Genomic DNA, 17,449 nt, shown 5'->3' with positions numbered 1-17,449 from the left:
GATGCAGATCAGCATGACCGTGAACGGCACCGACGTCACGAGCGAGATTGAGCCCCGGGTGCTCCTGGTCCACTACATCCGCGAGGTCCTGGGCCTCACCGGTACGCACTGGGGATGCGACACAAGCAACTGCGGGACGTGCGTGGTCCTGATGGACGGACAGCCCGTGAAGTCCTGCACCGTCCTGGCCGCCATGGCCGCGGGGCACGACATCCGCACCGTCGAGGGGCTGGCCAGCGGCGGCACCCTCGACCCCGTCCAGCAGGGTTTCATGGAAGAGCACGGGCTGCAGTGTGGCTTCTGCACCCCGGGGATGATGCTCACGGCCCGCGCGCTGCTGGATAAGAATCCGCACCCGGACGACGCCGAGATCCGGCAGGCCATTTCCGGGCAGATCTGCCGGTGCACGGGCTACGCCACGATTGTCCGCTCGGTGCAGTGGGCCGCCGCCCATCCGGCCGGCTCCGGCCTGGCCGACACGGACACCGCCGTCCCGGATGCCGGCGTCCCGGATGTCACGGCGGAGACAGAAGACACGGAGGTGAAGGCATGACCGTCATCCATGACCGGCCGTCAAACCCGGCCGCAGGCGATGAGGACCGTCCGATCGGATATGGCCGCATCCAGCGGAAGGAAGACCCGCGCTTCGTGCGCGGCAAGGGGCACTACGTGGATGACATCGTGCTGCCGGGGATGCTGCACGGCGCCATCCTGCGCGCTCCGGTGGCGCACGCCCGGCTCGTGTCCATCGACACCACCAACGCCCTGGCTCACCCGAAAGTCGTGGCAGTCATCACCGGCAAGGACCTTCTGGGCCTGAAGCTCGCGTGGGCGCCGACGCTCTCGGCGGATGTCCAGGCTGTGCTGGTGACCGACAAGGTGCGGTTCCAGGGGCAGGAAGTCGCGTTTGTCGTGGCCGAGGACCGTTACGCCGCACGGGACGCCCTGGAGCTGATCGACGTCGAATACGAAGTCCTTCCCCCGCTGGTGGACGCCCGCAAGGCGCTGGACCCGGACGCCCCGGTGATCCGCGATGAGATCGAGGGCCGGACGGACAACCGGATCTTCGACTGGGAGATGGGCGACAAGGCCGAAACGGATGCGGTGTTCGCCTCCGCGGATGTTGTGGTCAGCCAGGAGATCGTCTACCCGCGGGTCCATCCCGCACCGATGGAGACGTGCGGCGCCGTCGCCGATTTCGACGCCGTCAACGGCAAGCTGACGCTCTACGAGACCACCCAGGCACCGCACGCGCACCGGACCCTGTTCGCGATCGTCGCCGGCATCCCCGAGCACAAGATCCGGATCGTCTCCCCCGATATCGGCGGCGGTTTCGGCAACAAGGTCGGGATCTATCCCGGCTACATCCTCGCCGTCGTCGGTTCGATCGTCTCCGGCCGCCCGGTCAAATGGGTGGAGGACCGCTCCGAAAACCTGATGTCAACCTCGTTCGCCCGGGACTACATCATGCAGGGCGAAATCGCGGCGACCAAAGACGGCAAGATCCTCGCCCTGCGCACCCACGTGCTGGCCGACCACGGCGCGTTCAACGCCACGGCCCAGCCCACCAAGAACCCGGCCGGATTCTTCTCCATCTTCACCGGCAGCTACGACCTCGCGGCCGCCCACTGCTCCGTCACCGGTGTCTACACCAACAAGGCGCCCGGCGGGGTCGCGTACGCGTGCTCGTTCCGGGTCACCGAGGCCGTCTACCTCGTGGAGCGGATGGTCGACATCCTTGCCCGCAAGCTGGACATGGACCCGGCGGAACTGCGGCTGAAGAACTTCATCAAGCCGGAGCAGTTCCCCTATGCCAACAAGACCGGCTGGGTCTACGACTCGGGCAACTACGAGGCCGCCATGCGCCTCTCGATGCAGCTCGCCGGATACGAGGACCTCCGCCGCGAGCAGGCCGAGAAACGCGAACGCGGGGAACTCATGGGCATCGGGGTTTCCTTCTTCACGGAAGTCGTCGGAGCCGGGCCAAGGAAGCACTTCGACATTGTGGGCCTCGGCATGGCCGACGGCGCTGAACTGCGCGTCCACCCCACTGGCAAGGCCGTGGTGCGCATCTCGGTGCAGAGCCAGGGCCAGGGCCACGAGACCACCTTCGCCCAGATCGTGGCGGAAGAACTCGGCATCCCGCCGGAGGACATCGAGGTGGTGCACGGGGACACCGACCAGACGCCGTTCGGCTTGGGCACGTACGGCAGCCGTTCGACGCCGGTCAGCGGCGGCGCCGTGGCCCTTGTAGCCCGGAAGGTGCGCGAGAAGGCGAAACTGATCGCCGGGGCGATGCTGGAGACCCGCCCCGAGGACCTCGAATGGGAAAAGGGCCGCTGGTTCGTCAAAGGCGATCCGAGCGTCGGCAAGACCATGGCCGAGATCGCCATGGGCGCCCACGGCACCGTTGCCTTGCCTGAGGGCGTGGACGGAAACCTCGACGCCGAGGTCACCTACGACCCGCCGAACCTGACCTTCCCGTTCGGCGCCTACATCTGCGTCGTCGACATCGATCCCGGCACGGGGCAGGTCAAAGTGCGGCGCTTCATCGCGGTGGATGACTGCGGCACCAGGATCAACCCGATGATCATCGAAGGCCAGGTGCATGGCGGGCTGACGGACGGTGTGGGCATGGCCCTGATGGAGATCATCGAGTTCGACGAGGACGGCAACTGCCTCGCCGGGTCCTTCATGGACTACCTGATCCCCACGGCCATGGAAGTGCCGGACTGGGAAACCGGATTCACTGTCACGCCCTCCCCGCACCACCCGATCGGGGCGAAGGGCATCGGCGAGTCCGCCACAGTCGGCTCACCGCCGGCGATCGTCAACGCTGTTGTCGATGCCCTGGCGCCGTTCGGCGTCACACATATGGACATGCCCTGCACCCCGGCCCGCGTCTGGGCTGCCATGCAGGGCCGGGCCCGGCCGCCGATCTGATGGCCTCCACCGCAGGATCCCTGGCCGCCAGGGCCGATGAACTCGCCAGCCGCCGCGAGCCGTTCGTCCATGCCACGGTGGTCCGCGCCCAGCATCCGACGAGCGCCCACGCCGGGGACACCGCCCTGGTGCTGCCCGGCGGAGAGATCCACGGCTTTGTGGGCGGAAACTGCGTGGAGGAGTCGGTGCGCGAGTACAGCCGGCAGGTCCTGGCCACCCAGGAACCCCTCCTGCTGCGGGTGCTGCCCGGAGAACCGTCCCGCACCGCGGAGGAAGGCGCCGTCGAGGTCACCAACCCGTGCCTGAGCGGCGGGGCGATCGAGATCTTCCTCCAGCCGCGGATTCCGGCGCCCCGTGTCGTGGTGGTGGGCACGACGCCGGTGGCGCAGGCCCTGGAAACGCTCGGCTCCGGCGTCGGCCTCGAAGTCGAACTGACGGACGGCGAATCCGCAGATCCCCGCGGGGACGACGCGGCATTGATTGTCGCCTCGCACGGCAAAGCGGAAGAGCGTGCCCTGGAAGCCGCCCTGCGGGCCGGTGTCCCCTACGTTGCCCTCGTGGCCAGTAGAACCCGCGGCGCCGCCGTCCTGGAATCCCTCGACGTCGACGACGCCCTGCGGCGGCGGGTTTTCACACCGGCCGGGCTGCAACTCGGCGCCCGGACCCCCGGGGAGATCGCCCTGTCCATCCTCGCCCAGCTGGTCGGTGAACGGTCCAGGGCGCGGCGCGCCGCCCCGCCCCTGGCGTCCGCTGCCGCGGCGGCCACGAGCTTCGGCACGGAGCCAGTACCACCGGGGCCGGCGAGCGCGGTCGACCCGGTGTGCGGCATGTCTGTCCCGGCCCTCGAATCGTCCCTGCACCTGGTTCACGAAGGGGCCGCCGTCTACTTCTGCTCGCCCGGCTGCCGGGCCGCCTTCCGCAAAGATCCGGAACGCTATGCCGTTACGACCTGAGCCGTTGCCGGCGGCAGAAAGCCCCGGGCCCCGGACCGCCGGCATCATCCTGGCCGCGGGCGGTTCCCGGCGACTGGGCCGGCCGAAGCAACTGCTGCCCTACGGCGCCGGAGTGCTGCTCGATGCCGTCCTGGCGACTGCCCGGGACTGTGGCTTCGGCCAGACGGTGCTGGCCCTGGGCGGCGCAGCGGCCGACGTGGAGCGCACTGTGGACACCAGCGGCTGCGATGTGGTGCTCAACCCGGACTTCGGCGAAGGGTGCGCGTCCTCGATCGCCACGGCCCTCGCCGCCCTCCATCCGGGCACCAGCGCCGTCGTCCTGCTGCTCGGCGATCAGCCCGGTGTCCGGGCCGCGAGCGTCCGGGCAGTGCTTGGCGCCCTGCAGCCCACTCCTGCGCACACTGCCGGCATCGCGGTGTGCCGCTACGACGACGGCGTGGGCCACCCGATGGCGTTTGCCCGGCGCCTGCTGCCGGACCTGGCCGCCCTGCACGGGGACAAAGCCGTCTGGAAGCTCCTGGCACAGCGGGCGGACGACGTCGTCGAGGTCCGCACAGCCGGCCCCGTCCCCCCGGACGTCGACACCGAAGACGACTACCGGCGCCTCCTTGCCGGGCTGCTGGGGGCCCTATGACGGCGGCGGCGCGGGCCGGCGCGGAGGAGGACGTGCGGCGCCGGGTCCCGGATGTCGGATCGCTGATGGCCGCGCTGGACCGGGCCAACTACCTGGCCGACGTCGGACTGGCGACGGCCCTGTTCCTGGCTGTCCGCCTGCCGCAGCCCATCCTGCTCGAGGGCGAGGCGGGGGTCGGGAAGACGGAGGCCGCTAAGGCGCTGGCCGAGCTCCTCGACACCCCGCTGTACCGGCTGCAGTGCTACGAGGGAATCGACGCCGGTGAGGCCCTCTATGAGTGGAACCACCAGCGCCAGCTGCTCGGCATCCGGCTGGCCGAAGTCCGCGACACCGAGGTCACGGAAACGGACCTGTTTGCCTCCCAGTACCTGCTGCGGCGCCCGCTCCTGCAGGCGCTGGAACATCCCGGCCCGCGGCCTGCCGTGCTGCTCCTGGACGAGATCGACCGCGCCGACGCCGAATTCGAGGCCTTCACCTTTGAACTGCTGGCCGAATCCGCCGTCACCATCCCGGAGCTGGGCACAATCCGCGCCACCCATCCCCCCATCGTGATCCTGACCTCCAACCGGACCCGGGACCTTCACGACGCCCTGACCCGCCGCTGCCTGTACCACTGGATCGACTACCCGGGACCCGCCCGGATTGCCGAGATCGTGCGCCGCCGGGTTCCTGCCAGCAGCGGCCCGCTGGCCCTCCAGGCCGCTGCCGTCATCACCCGGCTGCGCACCCTGGACCTCGCCAAGCCGCCCGGGATCTCCGAGGCAATCGACTGGGTCTCGGCCCTGGCCGTGCTGGGGGTGGAGCGGATCGACCCCGGCACCACCGAGCAAACGTGGGGCTCCATCGTCAAGAACCGCGATGACCTCGAACTCGTCGGCTCCCGCGGCGCGGCCTGGCTCGTGGACGGCACCGATGGCTGAAGACCACGGCCCCGCCCAGAACAACAGTGCCACCGATCAGCCGCCGCAGCCGCCACTGGTCGAGGCGGCCGCCTTGTCCGCCGCGTTCGTCACGGCCATCCGGAGGGCCGGCCTGGCGACCTCGCCGGACCGGGCGGCGCGGCTCGCCGAGGCGCTCCACCTGATCCCCCCGGCCCGGCTTGAGCAGCTCTACTGGACCTGCCGCGTGGTGCTCGTGTCCGCCCGCGAAGAAGTGCCCGTGTTCGATGCCGTCTTCGCGGCCGTGTTCCGCGGGAACGCCGCCCCCGCCCAGCCGGGCAGCGTGCCCGGCGCGGCAGCGGCGCCGCCCGCACCGGCCCTCCGGACCAAGCCCGCAGCGCCAGGGAGCCAGACGCCGGGCCCGGCCCCCGGCACGCCGCAGCAGCCGCGCCTGGCCTTCCCCGGCCGGGACGGCTCCGCGGAGGACGGCCGCACTGACCGGGAGGCCGTCCTTGCCATGGTTTCCGCAGACGAACACCTGCAGGTGACATCCTTCGCCGAGCTTTCCGCCGATGAAGTAGCGGCGGTCCGGCGGCTGGCGGCGGCGCTGCAGCTCGCGACGCCGCTGCGCCTGAGCCGCCGCACGCGCACGTCGGCCCACAGCACGGCGAGCCTGGATGTCCGGGCGACAGTGCGCGCTGCCCGCCGGTCCGGGACCGACGCCCCGCTGCTGCTCTATGCCCGCCGGCGCGAGCAGCGCCGCAAACTGGTATTGCTCTGCGATGTTTCGGGATCGATGGAACCCTACTCCCGGGTCTTCGTATCCTTCCTGCAGGGCGCCGTGACCCGGGCCGGAGCGGAAGCCTTTGTCTTCTCCACCAGGCTGACCCGGCTGACACGGCAACTGGCCCTGCGTGATCCGGACCAGGCCCTGGCCCGCGCCGCTGTCTCCGCGCCGGACTGGGCCGGCGGAACCCGGATCGCCGAATGCCTCCGGCGCTTCGTCGACGAGCACGGCCGCCGCGGACTGGCGCGGGGCGCTGTGGTGGTGGTGTTTTCCGACGGCTGGGCCTACGAGGATCCGGAACAGGTCGCGGCGCAGATGGCCCGCCTGCGCCGGCTCGCCCACCGGATCATCTGGGTGAATCCGCGCAAGGCAGCCCCGCAGTACCGGCCCCTCGTGGGCGGCATGGCGGCGGCCCTGCCCTACTGCGACGCCTTCGTCAGCGGCCACAGCTACCGGGCCTTGGCGCAGGTGGCTGCCGCCATTCGCGGCGAGGGGCCGCCTTCACAGGACACGCACGAACGAGCGAGAGGCAAGGAACCAGCCCATGCACATTGACAGCACGTTCTCGGTGGTCGCACCAATAAGCCAGGTGTGGGACACGCTGATGGACTTTGAACGGGTGGCCGGTTGCCTTCCGGGGGCCAGGATCCTGAACAAGCTCTCGGACGACGCCTACCAAGTGGGCATGACGGTAAAGCTCGGCCCGGTCACGATGCAATACAAGGGCCTGCTGAACGTCATTGAACGAAACGCCCCGGAACATCGTGCGGTCCTTGGCGGCAAGGCCCAGGAGACCCGCGGACAAGGCACCGCCGAGGCCACCGTCACCCTGGTGCTGGCCGAAGACGGAGCGGCCACACGGGGTTCCGTCAGCGCAGACCTGGCGCTGTCCGGCAAGGCAGCGGCCATGGGCAAGGGGGTGATCGGCAGCGTCACGGAGCAGATGATGTCGCTCTTCGCGAAAAATCTGCAGGCCATGCTCACTGAGGCAGCACCCCCTGCGCAGGAAGCCCCTGCGGGGCCGACCCCTGCGGCGGTCCCCGAACCCACCCCGGCTCCGGTCCCTGTGCCTGTCTCGGCGGCGGCTGCGCCGGACGGCAGCCTGGATGCGCTGAGCCTCGCCAAGGAAATCGCGGCGGAGCAATTGTCCAGCCCGGTGAAGGTCCTCGGCGTTATCGCCGTCGTAGCGTGCATCGCGTACTGGGCCGGCCGGCGTTCGGCGTTCCGGCTGCTCCGGCTGTGCGGCAGGCTCTGAGGAGCGCCGATGCGTGATGTCCTCGCGGTCATGTTGCCCGACTGGCGAAGCGGTGCCACGGCAGGCCTGGCCACCGTTGTGAGCACATTCAGATCTGCGCCCCGGCTCCCCGGGGCCGCCATGCTGGTGACGGCCGGCGGCGAGGCCGTGGGCTCCGTCTCCGGCGGCTGCGTCGAGGGCGCCGTCTACGAGCTCGCCACCCAGGTCAAGGACGACGGCGAGCCGGCCCTGGTGCGCTACGGGATCAGCGACGACGACGCCTATGCCGTGGGCCTGACCTGCGGTGGAATCATCGACATCTTCGTCGAACCTGTCTCCCGGCAACACTTTGCCGAACTCGACGCCGTCGCCCAGGACATCGCCGACGGGCGCCGTGTGGGGGTCGCCACGGTCATTGAACACCCTGATGCCGGCCGTGTGGGGCGGCACCTGGTTGTCAGGCCGGACGGTTGCGAGGGTGACCTGGGTTCGGACCGGACCAACCGCGCCGTCGGCGACGACACCCAGGGTCTTCTCGCCGCCGGCCGGACGGGCATCCTGAACTACGGCGTGGACGGCGAGCGGCTGGACACCGGCATGCGCGTCTTCTTTGCCAGCTATGCGCCGCCGCCGCGCATGCTCGTCTTCGGCGCCATTGACTTCGCCGCGGCGCTGGCGCGGCTGGGCGCGTTCCTGGGCTACCGGGTGACCGTCTGCGATGCGCGGTCCGTGTTCGCGACGCCGGCGCGATTCCCTGACGCAGCCGAGGTGGTCAACGCGTGGCCACACCGGTACCTGAGCGCGCAGTTTGCCCAAGGGCTGCTGGATTCCAGGGCTGTGCTTTGCGTCCTGACCCACGACCCGAAGTTCGACATCCCCGTCCTTGAGGTGGCCCTGCGCGGCAGCCCCGTGGCCTTTATCGGCGCCATGGGATCCCGGCGCACGCACGAGGACAGGATGGCACGGCTTCGGCAGACGGGACTGACTGAGGCCCAGTTGTCCAGGCTTCACAGTCCTGTCGGCCTGGATCTGGGCGCCCGCACCCCGGAGGAAACGGCGGTGTCCATAGCGGCAGAGTTCATCGCCCAACAGTGGAGCGGCAGCGGGGAGCCGTTGCGGCAGCTCGGCGAACGGATCCACCACGACGAGCAGTTGTGACTGTGTGGCCGTGACGGCGGACGACGCCCTGGGCTGGACGCTGGCGGTGCTGCTGCCGGCGGCAACGGGCTACTCGGCCGGGCAAAACTTTCGTGGAGCCGGGCCGGCGGGTCTGCTTTCATGTTCGCCGCCCAGGCCGCCTGACCGCCGCTCCCCCTTTGCGTCTGATCCGACGCACCGGATTCCGGCTACCGCGCGGCGACCGACGCGGGAGCCAGCAGTTCGCGATACCGGGCGGCGTGCCGGCCGAGTTCGTTGGCGTCCACCCGGGGTGCCGAATGCAGGATGAGTGGCCGGGCCATCTCCAGGCCGCACAAGTGCGCGGTCGCGTTGAGGGGGCGCAGGAGCTCCTCCATAGTGAAGCGGTTGTGTCCTGCCGGCGCGTAGGACGATTCAGGGCCGCCGGTTGACAGCACCAGCTGGAGCCGCTTTCCGTGGAGGGCGTCGCCTCCGGCGCCGTACGCGAAGCCGTACGTAAGCACCTGGTCCATCCACTCCTTCAGGACCCCCGGGACGGAGTACCAGTGCCACGGGAACTGCCAGACGATGGTGTCGTGCCCGCGCAGCAACTCCTGTTCCCGGGCGGTGTCGAACCGCCGGTCCGGGTGGGCGGCGGAGAGGTCATGCACCGTCACGTGCTCCAAGTCCATGATGGCTGAGGTGAGGTGCGCGGTGATCCGCGAGCTTTCCAGGTCGGGGTGGGCAACAAGGACGAGCGTGCGCTGTGGGGTCATGGGAGGTTCGTGCTTCTTTCAGAGTCGGATTCAAGGCCGACCAGGGCCGAGCTGACCTGCCAGAGGCGGTCGATATCGGACTGGCTGTAGCTGCGTTTTGATGATTTCTTCGGAGTGCTGTTGGCAAAGTACTGGCCGGTGGCGTTTTCGAGCTCCGGCGCCGAGGCAAGGTATATGGAGGTCCGGGCGCCCTGCTCCGGGGTCTTCATCCACCGCCGAACCAGCGGTGTCAGGAACTCTTGCAGCCGGCCCGGATCTTCGGCTCCGAACGCCGTCGCCACGACTCCGGGGTGGAGCACATTTGCGGTGACGTGAGTGCCGGAGAGACGTGAGGCGAGTCCGTAAGTGAACAAGACGTTGGCCAGTTTCGACTGGTTGTACGCCCGCTGCCCCGAGTAGGACCGTTCGGCCAGCAGGTCCGCGAAGTCCATCCGGGCCATGGCCTGGGCGCCGGACGAGACCGTCACGATCCGCGCCGGTCCGCTCTCCTTCAACCGTTCAAGGAGCAGGTTGGTGAGCAGGAAAGGAGCAAGGTGGTTAAGGGCGAAGGTGTACTCAAGTCCATCCACGGTGACGCGGCGGGTGTTCCAGAATCCGCCCGCATTGTTGACCAGCACATCGAGGCGGTCCAAGGTATTCAGTACCTCCTCGGCCAGCCTGCGGACTTCCCGCTGGGAGGAGAGATCGGCGGTGAACACCTCGACGGGTGCCGACGCCACAGCGCCGATCTCCTCAGCTGCCCGAGATGCCCTGTCAGCATTGCGGCCGGTGATGGCAACCCGCGCACCCAGGGCGGCCAGACCCAGAGCCGTGGCCTTGCCGATCCCGCCGGTGCCTCCGGTGATCAGAACTGTCTTTCCTGCCATTGACAGCATTCGGTTCTCGCTCTCGGTGTTCGTGCCGCAAAGCTGCATGAGTGGGGTGTAGACAGGTTTGTCTACATCGGGAACGAAGGTATCAGACAGAACTGTCTGTGCACAAGCAGCGGCCGGCCCTGCTCCGCCGCGGGGCGTTCGGGTCGGCTGACGGGCTCCGCAGTGGCCGTCCGGGCGGCCGCCGGGCGTATGCTCTTGGCATGGCGAGATACTTCGATGTGCACCCCGAGAACCCCCAGCACCGTTCGATCCTCCAGGCGGTGGACATCGTGCGCTCAGGCGGCCTGATCGCTTACCCCACGGATTCCTGCTATGCGCTGGGCGCTCAGCTGGGTAACCGGGAGGCCCTGGACCGGATCCGGACCATCCGGCAGTTGGACGGCAAACATCATTTCACCCTCGTCTGCAAGGACTTCGCCCAGTTGGGCCAGTTCGTCCAGATCGACAACGATGTGTTCCGCAGCATCAAGGCCGTCACGCCGGGCAGCTATACCTTCATCCTGCCGGCGACCAGGGAGGTCCCGAAACGGCTGCTGCACCCGAAGAAAAAGACTGTTGGCGTGCGCATCCCGGACAACCACGTCGTGCAGGCACTGCTCGCTGAGCTCGGCGAGCCGCTGCTGTCGAGCACTTTGCTGCTTCCCGATGAGGAAGAGCCACTCACTCAGGGGTGGGAGATCAAGGAACGCCTGGACCACGTGGTGGACGCCGTGATCGATTCCGGCGACTGTGGTGCCGAGCCAACCACGGTGATCGACTACTCCAGCGGCGTCGCGGAAATCGTCCGGCGCGGCATGGGTGATCCGTCGCGCTTCGAGTAACAGTGGCGCTTCGGTTAACAGACGACGCCGGCAACGGCATGGCGCCGGCCGGGCGCCGGGGCGGACCAGGCGGGGCGGACTAGGCGGATTCCGCCGTGGCCGCCTGCCGGTTCCGCAGCCACCGGCGCACGAGGTCGATGGCGGCGACAAGCCCGGCCAGGGGCGAGAGCACCGCTGCGGCGTAGACGAACATCATCCACGTCAGGGTGGTCACCGGGCTTTGGCGGGTGCTTAGGAGGGACAGTCCGCCGAAGAGGCCCAGGACCCAGAACAGGATGACTCCGGACAGCACAGCGGCTGCGGGGAAGTACTCGTTCGTGACGACTTTCTTCAAGGTTTCCATGGGCCCTCCTCACACCTGGCGGTGGGACTGCCCGCCGGGGATATTCCCAGTATGGGGCCCGGCGCGGCGGAATTCCCCGAGAATCCCGGCCACGTGACGAAGCTAACGCCCGCGTCCCGGTGGCGGCCATCCCGGTCATCAATTGGGCGCCGCCGGTCCACCGGTGGCGGCCCCGCGGGGGTCAGACCGCGGCCCGGACGCGCTGGAGGAAGGAATCAAGCACCCGCCCGGCGTTCTCGTGCATGCGCCGGGACTCGGCCGCCGGCAACTGCCGGCTCTTGGGCCCGTTCAACCGCTCGCCCAGATAGAGCAGCGCCGCCAGTACCTCGGAGAGTTCGGAGTTGCTTTCCGCACGCTGCCGCAGGAGCCGCAGATGAGCTTCCTGGAGGGCCGGACCGGGGCTGCAGCCAAGGTCGCGGTCGAAGAGCCGCCGGCAGCGGTCATAGGCCGAGAGGCCCTCGGCCGGCAGGCCTGCCTGTTCATAGGCCGTCACCAGCACCGTCCAGGCCCGCTCGTTCAGGGGCTCCGCGCGAATGGCAGCTTGGACCAGGTTGACGGCATCGTCTGGTTTGTCCAGCCGAGCCGCCGTTTCTGCCGCGAGGATCTGCAGCGCCACCTTCTCGGCTGTATGACGTGCGCGCGCCTCTTCGGCCCAATCGGAGGCAAGTTCGAACCCGAGCAGCGGCTCGGCGGAAATCTCCAGGGCCTCGAGCATCAGGGGGTAGGCCTCCGCCGGAGGCAGCTCACCCGCGTCGCGGACCAGGTCACGGAACCGGAACAGATCGAGGTCCACGAGCGTAGGGTCCAGCACGTAGCCACTGTTGGCCGTGCGGAGCGGGCCGGTCTTAGTCTGCCCCGGCTGGATGGCACGGCGGATACCGCTGATATAGCTCTCGAGGGTCGCTACGGAGCCGTCACTGGCTCCTGCTCCCCAGAGAAGATCGATCAGGCGGGTCTTGGACACGGGCGTGCCAAGGTTCAGGAGAAGGATTTCCAGTATGTGCCGGGGCTTGCATCCGCCCATGTCGGCGGCGGTGAGCGCCACGCCGTCCCGGCGCACTTCGAATGATCCGAAGAGGCGGACCGAAATGGAAGGTGCTGTTTCCTTTGGGCTATCCACGATGTTCTCCGATTTCCCCAGGTAAAACGAACTCAATCGTCTATGGAGAGCCGGATCAACATTGAAACCAGGCCGTACTGAGGCTCTGTTCCCTCCGGCTTTCCAATGACACCGTGACACGCCCGGCGGGGCGCAACAAGGCATGCCGCTACCCGATCTTTCGCCCAAAGAAAGACGCGTACAGGGGTCAGTACCGCTGAGTAAGCGGGCGGAGCGGAGGGCAGGTGATTGCGGCGCCAACCAAGTAATTCCGCGGGCCGCCGCCATGCGGACCCAAGTAGTTTAGGCGGGCAAGGAATTGGCCCCCGGCGGCCAAATTCCAGCACGTTGAAACCGCGGGTCGGGACCGGGTTTCCCTACTGGTTATCGGTCATCTCGGCGGGCACAGCCACCAGTCGCAGGTCCGCGCCGTCCCGGAGCACGGCAAGGTCCAGCGGCTCCCCGATCGCTTCGGCGAACAGCAGTTTCTGCAGGCTCTCGGCGTTGGACACATACATGTGTCCGACCTTCAGGAGGATGTCGCCGGCCCGTAGCCCGGCCCGCTCGGCGGGGGAATCCGGGAGGACTTCGACCACGAGCAGGCCCTCCCTGCGGCCCGTCCGGACGACGGCGCTCGGCTGCAACTGGATGGGTGTGTTGACCAGGCCCAGGTAGGCCCGGCGGACGCGGCCGTCCTTGAGCAGCGAAGCGATGATCCGCCGGGACGTCGCGTTGATGGGAACGGCCAGGCCGAGCCCAACACCGGCCACGGCCGTATTGATGCCGACGATCCGCCCGCGGGCGTCTGCCAGCGCCCCGCCGGAGCTGCCGGGGTTGAGGGCCGCGTCGGTCTGGATGACGTCCTCGATCACGCGCCGGCTCCGTCCGGACCAGACCGGGATCGAACGGCCCAGCCCGCTGACCACCCCGGCGGTGACGGAGCCGGCGAGCCCGAGCGGATTGCCCACGGCGATGACCAGCTGGCCGACCCGAAGGGACTCGGCATCGCCGAGTTCAGCCGGTGCAGCGGTGGGTGCCCTGCCGTGGACCACGGCAAGATCGGAGAGCGGGTCGGCGCCCACCACGTCAACAGCCGTGCTGGTGCCGTCGGCGAAGACTGCGTGGCCGGACTGGGCGCCTCCCACTACGTGGGCGTTCGTCAGCAGATATCCGTCCGTGGTGAACAGCACGGCCGACCCCGCACCGACCCTCAACCTGCCGTTGCGCCCGTTGCCGGTCATCTCGAGCGCGGCGACGTGCTGGGTGACAGCCTCGGCCACGCGGATGACCGTTGCGGAATAGGAATCCAGCGGGTCTTCGGACACATCGGATCCGGATACCCTGCTGATTGACGCGGCCACGGTGCACCTCCTGCTAAACGGTACTCATCCAAGTCAACCACCGCCGTCCCGGGAGTAGTCCTGGCGGGCATACGCCGTCAGAGAAATACGCAGGATGAAGCGGCGGCGGTGCAACAGTTCAGCCCGGCGCGGATCCGCGGCTAGGCTCGGACGTAGATCCGCCCGACAGCCCAGGAGAACCTACGTGACACCAACGTCCGCCTCCCCCGCCCCGCTGCCCCTGCCGGGTCTGACCTGGGGCATCAAGCGCAGCTTTATGGATTACATTTCGGGACTCCCGGACGGTGCTGTTTCCGCGGCCGACGGCGCCACGGTCACTGCGTCCGGAGAGTTCTGTTTCGCTCCCGCCGGTTCCGAGTACGATCCCGCCAGTGGCACCGGGGTGCTGCGGTTCCGCGGCGATGTCCGCGTCGCCGGGCACCACGGAATGATGTTCGTCCGGCTGCTGGATCCATGGGTCGAGTTCGCGGCCGGGCACGGGGTCCTGTCCATCAGCACGGGCGACGGCGGCGGGACCGACCGCTCGGATGTCGGCACCCTGCGCACTGCCGCGCCCCGCAACATGGAAGGGTTTCTCGTCTGGGAGCGCGTCGAGGTCGCCATCTCCCAGGCCGGTTCGGAACTGTTCGACGGCCAGTACGCCGACGGCCAGGCGATGGACCCCCTCGTCATCCGGGTGCCGGCGTAGTTAGGACGGGCCACTGCGCGGAAGCTAGCGTGGAGGCACCGGACGCACCCTCACCGGCGCGATGATCCCGATCAGGGCCACGGCGGTCATGGAACCTGCCGCCATGATCGAGGCGAGGACGACGATCTGGAAGCGGCCCGCTTCCAAGGGTGAAAGGCCGCCGAAGATCGCACCCACAAACGCCCCGGGCAGGGTGACAAGTCCCGTCGTCTTAGTCTGGTCGGTCGAAGGAATGAGGGCTGAATAGACGGCGCGCCGGGCCAGCTCCAACGTCGACTGACGCCGCGTCGCCCCCAAAGCCAGCCACGCTTCAACCTCATCCCAACGTTCATTCACCGACTCGGCAAAGTGCCGGCCGGCCAGGGTGGCGATGGTCATCGCATTGCCGATCACGATCCCCCCAATTGCCAGCGCGTAGCGGGGCGTCAGGGCTATCGCGCCCGTGCCGAAAACGATCGCCAGGGTCACCAGGATGCCGGCCGCCATCGAGCCCCCCACTACCGCCAGGCGGCCCCAACTCCACCCCAGGCGACGCGCGGCCGTCACTGCGGCCACCGAAAACATCACGAGAAGTGCTGCGCCGACCCAGACCGGACTGGTGATGACAGTGCCCAGTATGAGGCTGATGACAGCCAGTTGCACAGCCCCGCGCAGGATGGCCAGCGCCGGCGCCGTTCGGTGCGGGATCCGGAAGACCGCAAGCAACCCCACGGTGACCAGCATCAGGAGCCCGACGCCCAGCAGCGTGGGCAGGAGATCAGTCAGGGCGGTCATCACGCCAGCCTATAGACCTTCCCGGCAGCAGCATGGGCGGCATCGGCTGTCGGCTGCCTTCCCTCGCCGGACACGGCTGCCGTGCTGGGCACCCGCGCGTCCGTCTGCAAGGATGTGAACGGTCGTCGCGCCGTCGGGGATTGAAACTGGTCAAAGGAGATGCTCCATGGTTGAACCCGCCCTCTTAGCAGACGGCGTCGACAGCGAGGCCCGCCGGCATGTGCTCCGGGCCTTAGCGGCGGGCACGGGCATCGGGTGGGACGGCGCGGACCGGGCCGTCTTCGAAGAGCGCTTCGACCGTCATTTCCCGGCCTTGTTCCGGCTGTTCCACGATCTCTACGGCGCACGGCCGGATTGGCTGGATCAGCTCACCGACCTTGTGATGCAGTCTGCCCGCTCGTGGGCAGAGAGGCCTGCCGCGCTCAAGGGCCTCGACGCCGAACGGGAACACAACAGCGGCTGGTTCCAGTCCAACACCATGCTCGGCGGCGTTTGCTACGTCGACAGATACGCCAGGGACCTCGAAGGCGTCCGCGCCCGGATCCCCTATTTCAAGGAACTGGGCCTGACCTACCTGCACCTGATGCCGCTGTTCCTGGCCCCCGAACCGCACTCCGACGGCGGCTACGCCGTTTCCAGTTACCGGGACGTCAATCCCGGGCTGGGCACCATGGAGCAGCTGCGTGACCTCGCCGCCGAGCTGCGGGCGAACGGCATCAGCCTCGTGGTCGACTTCATCTTCAACCACACCTCCGACGAGCACGAATGGGCCCGGAAGGCGGCCGCGGGCGAGCCGGCCTACAGCGACTACTACTGGATCTTCCCGGACAGGTCCATGCCGGACGCGTTCGAGCAAACCGTGCGCGAAATCTTCCCGGACGACCATCCCGGCTCATTTGTGGATTTGCCGGACGGACGGTGGGTCTGGACCACGTTCCACACCTTCCAGTGGGACCTGAACTACTCCAACCCGGACGTGTTCCGGGCCATGGCGGGCGAGATGCTGTTCCTGGCCAACCAGGGCGTGGACATTCTCCGGATGGACGCCGTCGCCTTCATTTGGAAGCAGCTCGGCACGCCCTGTGAGAACCTTCCCGAAGCCCACACGCTGCTGCAGGCGTTCAACGCCGTGTGCCGGCTGGCGGCGCCGTCGCTGCTGTTCAAGTCCGAGGCGATCGTCCACCCCGACGAGGTGGCCCGCTACATTGACCCCGCCGAGTGCCAGCTCTCCTACAACCCCCTGCAGATGGCGCTGACCTGGGAGGCGCTGGCCACCCGCGACGTGTCCCTGCTCACCCAGGCCCTGGAGCGGCGCCACAATATTCCGGACGGCACGGCGTGGGTGAACTATGTCCGCAGCCATGACGACATCGGCTGGACGTTTGCGGATGAGGACGCTGCCGAGCTTGGCATCAATGCCTTCGAGCACCGGCGGTTCCTCAATTCCTTCTACGTCAACCGTTTCCCTGGCAGCTTCGCCCGCGGCGTGCCTTTTCAGGACAACCCCCGCACCGGCGACTGCCGGATTTCCGGCACAACGGCGTCGCTCTGCGGGCTCGAGGGCGGAACCGCTGCGGCGGTGGACCGGATCCTGCTGGCCCACTCGGTGGCCTTCAGCACCGGGGGCATCCCGCTGCTGTATCTCGGTGACGAGGTCGGCCAGTTCAACGACTACGGGTACGCCGACGAGGAAGGCCACGGAACGGACAGCCGCTGGGTGCACCGGCCGCACTACCCGGCCGCAGGGTACGCGCGGCGCGCGGAGCCGGAAACCCCCGCCGGGGCGGTCTTTGCCGGGCTGCGCCGGATGGTGTCCGTACGGTCCGCGACGCCGGAACTGGCCGGGACCCGGCTGGTCGGGTTCGCCACGAACAACCCGGGTGTCCTGGGGTACCAGCGTCCCGGAAATGGAACGCTGATCCTCGCCCTGGCCAACTTCAGCGACGGCCCCGAGGAGGTAACGGCGTTGACGCTCTCCGGCTTCGCGGCCGGCGCCGTCGACGTCCTGACCGGCGCCCACGTGTGCCTCGACGCGGGACTGGTCCTGGACGCCCGGCAGTTCGTCTGGCTCCGGGTGACGCCCCGGCCTTGAGGCGCTGGCCCGCGGCTTATCGGCATGCAATATCGGTAGCGGCTGTGTCGGCGTCCGCTGCGCCGCTTCGCCCGG

17 protein-coding genes are annotated in these 17,449 nt (G+C 68.5%); 11 read left to right on the top strand and 6 right to left on the bottom strand.

What is annotated here, in order from left to right:
* The first annotated feature begins 1 nt into the window (after position 1).
* Genes AC1DDH_RS06420 through AC1DDH_RS06385 form a run of 8 tightly spaced genes read left to right on the top strand, consistent with a single transcriptional unit; the run spans position 2 to position 8,587 of the window.
* Positions 2 to 553, top strand: coding sequence for a (2Fe-2S)-binding protein (locus AC1DDH_RS06420; protein WP_476858630.1), 552 nt, complete (start codon positions 2 to 4; stop codon positions 551 to 553).
* Positions 550 to 2,943 (top strand): aerobic carbon-monoxide dehydrogenase large subunit, encoded by a 2,394-nt coding sequence (locus AC1DDH_RS06415; RefSeq protein WP_476849591.1) that lies wholly within the window; start codon positions 550 to 552, stop codon positions 2,941 to 2,943. Before AC1DDH_RS06420 ends, AC1DDH_RS06415 begins: the two co-directional genes overlap by 4 nt.
* On the top strand, positions 2,943 to 3,896 hold the full coding sequence (locus AC1DDH_RS06410) for an XdhC family protein (protein ID WP_476955076.1): 954 nt from the start codon (positions 2,943 to 2,945) through the stop codon (positions 3,894 to 3,896). The genes AC1DDH_RS06415 and AC1DDH_RS06410 overlap by 1 nt, the downstream gene beginning before the upstream one ends.
* Positions 3,880 to 4,530, top strand: a complete 651-nt coding sequence (locus AC1DDH_RS06405; RefSeq protein WP_476858633.1) for a nucleotidyltransferase family protein — start codon at positions 3,880 to 3,882, stop codon at positions 4,528 to 4,530. Before AC1DDH_RS06410 ends, AC1DDH_RS06405 begins: the two co-directional genes overlap by 17 nt.
* The gene (locus tag AC1DDH_RS06400) at positions 4,527 to 5,450 is read left to right on the top strand and encodes an AAA family ATPase (RefSeq protein ID WP_476849588.1); all 924 of its coding nucleotides are present in this window, start codon (positions 4,527 to 4,529) and stop codon (positions 5,448 to 5,450) included. Before AC1DDH_RS06405 ends, AC1DDH_RS06400 begins: the two co-directional genes overlap by 4 nt.
* Positions 5,443 to 6,750: a vWA domain-containing protein gene (locus AC1DDH_RS06395; protein ID WP_476955075.1), complete on the top strand. Its 1,308-nt coding sequence runs from the start codon at positions 5,443 to 5,445 to the stop codon at positions 6,748 to 6,750. Before AC1DDH_RS06400 ends, AC1DDH_RS06395 begins: the two co-directional genes overlap by 8 nt.
* Positions 6,740 to 7,450, top strand: coding sequence for an SRPBCC family protein (locus AC1DDH_RS06390; protein WP_476955074.1), 711 nt, complete (start codon positions 6,740 to 6,742; stop codon positions 7,448 to 7,450). The genes AC1DDH_RS06395 and AC1DDH_RS06390 overlap by 11 nt, the downstream gene beginning before the upstream one ends.
* Before the next feature lie 9 nt (positions 7,451 to 7,459).
* A complete protein-coding gene (locus AC1DDH_RS06385; RefSeq protein ID WP_476955073.1) occupies positions 7,460 to 8,587 on the top strand; it encodes an XdhC family protein in 1,128 nt (375 codons plus the stop codon).
* Between the two features lie 188 nt (positions 8,588 to 8,775).
* Here the strand turns inward: AC1DDH_RS06385 and AC1DDH_RS06380 are convergent, their stop codons facing one another.
* Together AC1DDH_RS06380 and AC1DDH_RS06375 are read right to left on the bottom strand one after the other, a co-directional pair.
* Positions 8,776 to 9,321 carry an NAD(P)H-dependent oxidoreductase gene (locus tag AC1DDH_RS06380; protein WP_476886602.1) on the bottom strand — a complete coding sequence of 182 codons (546 nt, stop codon included), beginning with the start codon at positions 9,319 to 9,321 and terminating at the stop codon, positions 8,776 to 8,778.
* Entirely contained in the window at positions 9,318 to 10,187 is an 870-nt protein-coding gene (locus AC1DDH_RS06375; RefSeq protein ID WP_476955072.1) for an SDR family oxidoreductase, read from the bottom strand. The genes AC1DDH_RS06380 and AC1DDH_RS06375 overlap by 4 nt, the downstream gene beginning before the upstream one ends.
* Positions 10,188 to 10,396: 209 nt before the next feature.
* Here AC1DDH_RS06375 and AC1DDH_RS06370 point away from each other — a divergent pair, with 209 nt between their 5' ends.
* Positions 10,397 to 11,017 (top strand): L-threonylcarbamoyladenylate synthase, encoded by a 621-nt coding sequence (locus tag AC1DDH_RS06370; RefSeq protein WP_079549522.1) that lies wholly within the window; start codon positions 10,397 to 10,399, stop codon positions 11,015 to 11,017.
* Between the two features lie 79 nt (positions 11,018 to 11,096).
* Here AC1DDH_RS06370 and AC1DDH_RS06365 read toward each other — a convergent pair whose 3' ends face one another.
* From AC1DDH_RS06365 to AC1DDH_RS06355, 3 genes are all read right to left on the bottom strand, one after another.
* Positions 11,097 to 11,360, bottom strand: coding sequence for a hypothetical protein (locus AC1DDH_RS06365; RefSeq protein ID WP_476855967.1), 264 nt, complete (start codon positions 11,358 to 11,360; stop codon positions 11,097 to 11,099).
* 181 nt (positions 11,361 to 11,541) lie between these two features.
* Entirely contained in the window at positions 11,542 to 12,480 is a 939-nt protein-coding gene (locus AC1DDH_RS06360) for an AfsR/SARP family transcriptional regulator (protein WP_476955071.1), read from the bottom strand.
* A gap of 356 nt (positions 12,481 to 12,836) precedes the next feature.
* Entirely contained in the window at positions 12,837 to 13,820 is a 984-nt protein-coding gene (locus AC1DDH_RS06355) for a S1C family serine protease (protein ID WP_476871519.1), read from the bottom strand.
* 184 nt (positions 13,821 to 14,004) lie between these two features.
* On the opposite strand from AC1DDH_RS06355, the gene AC1DDH_RS06350 reads away from it, so the two are divergent.
* A complete protein-coding gene (locus AC1DDH_RS06350) occupies positions 14,005 to 14,508 on the top strand; it encodes an HtaA domain-containing protein (RefSeq protein WP_476871518.1) in 504 nt (167 codons plus the stop codon).
* 24 nt (positions 14,509 to 14,532) lie between these two features.
* Here the strand turns inward: AC1DDH_RS06350 and AC1DDH_RS06345 are convergent, their stop codons facing one another.
* The gene (locus tag AC1DDH_RS06345; protein ID WP_476855969.1) at positions 14,533 to 15,282 is read right to left on the bottom strand and encodes an ABC transporter permease; all 750 of its coding nucleotides are present in this window, start codon (positions 15,280 to 15,282) and stop codon (positions 14,533 to 14,535) included.
* A gap of 166 nt (positions 15,283 to 15,448) precedes the next feature.
* Between AC1DDH_RS06345 and AC1DDH_RS06340 the strand changes: the two genes are divergently transcribed.
* On the top strand, positions 15,449 to 17,374 hold the full coding sequence (locus AC1DDH_RS06340; protein ID WP_476955070.1) for an alpha-amylase family protein: 1,926 nt from the start codon (positions 15,449 to 15,451) through the stop codon (positions 17,372 to 17,374).
* The last annotated feature ends 75 nt before the right edge of the window (positions 17,375 to 17,449 follow it).

The sequence above is a fragment of the Arthrobacter sp. 10T425 genome (assembly GCF_056393985.1).
The sequence above is the reverse complement of the archived record's forward strand: the minus strand, read 5'-3'. Positions and strand labels throughout refer to the sequence as shown.

Excerpts from the sequence above, each read along its gene's own strand:
- AC1DDH_RS06420 (WP_476858630.1), top strand. The coding sequence starts at position 2 with ATGCAGATCAGCATGACCGTGAACGGCACCGACGTCACGAGCGAGATT.
- AC1DDH_RS06415 (WP_476849591.1), top strand. The coding sequence starts at position 550 with ATGACCGTCATCCATGACCGGCCGTCAAACCCGGCCGCAGGCGATGAG.
- AC1DDH_RS06410 (WP_476955076.1), top strand. The coding sequence starts at position 2,943 with ATGGCCTCCACCGCAGGATCCCTGGCCGCCAGGGCCGATGAACTCGCC.
- AC1DDH_RS06405 (WP_476858633.1), top strand. The coding sequence starts at position 3,880 with ATGCCGTTACGACCTGAGCCGTTGCCGGCGGCAGAAAGCCCCGGGCCC.
- AC1DDH_RS06400 (WP_476849588.1), top strand. The coding sequence starts at position 4,527 with ATGACGGCGGCGGCGCGGGCCGGCGCGGAGGAGGACGTGCGGCGCCGG.
- AC1DDH_RS06395 (WP_476955075.1), top strand. The coding sequence starts at position 5,443 with ATGGCTGAAGACCACGGCCCCGCCCAGAACAACAGTGCCACCGATCAG.
- AC1DDH_RS06390 (WP_476955074.1), top strand. The coding sequence starts at position 6,740 with ATGCACATTGACAGCACGTTCTCGGTGGTCGCACCAATAAGCCAGGTG.
- AC1DDH_RS06385 (WP_476955073.1), top strand. The coding sequence starts at position 7,460 with ATGCGTGATGTCCTCGCGGTCATGTTGCCCGACTGGCGAAGCGGTGCC.
- AC1DDH_RS06380 (WP_476886602.1), bottom strand. The coding sequence starts at position 9,321 with ATGACCCCACAGCGCACGCTCGTCCTTGTTGCCCACCCCGACCTGGAA.
- AC1DDH_RS06375 (WP_476955072.1), bottom strand. The coding sequence starts at position 10,187 with ATGGCAGGAAAGACAGTTCTGATCACCGGAGGCACCGGCGGGATCGGC.
- AC1DDH_RS06370 (WP_079549522.1), top strand. The coding sequence starts at position 10,397 with ATGGCGAGATACTTCGATGTGCACCCCGAGAACCCCCAGCACCGTTCG.
- AC1DDH_RS06365 (WP_476855967.1), bottom strand. The coding sequence starts at position 11,360 with ATGGAAACCTTGAAGAAAGTCGTCACGAACGAGTACTTCCCCGCAGCC.
- AC1DDH_RS06345 (WP_476855969.1), bottom strand. The coding sequence starts at position 15,282 with ATGACCGCCCTGACTGATCTCCTGCCCACGCTGCTGGGCGTCGGGCTC.
- AC1DDH_RS06340 (WP_476955070.1), top strand. The coding sequence starts at position 15,449 with ATGGTTGAACCCGCCCTCTTAGCAGACGGCGTCGACAGCGAGGCCCGC.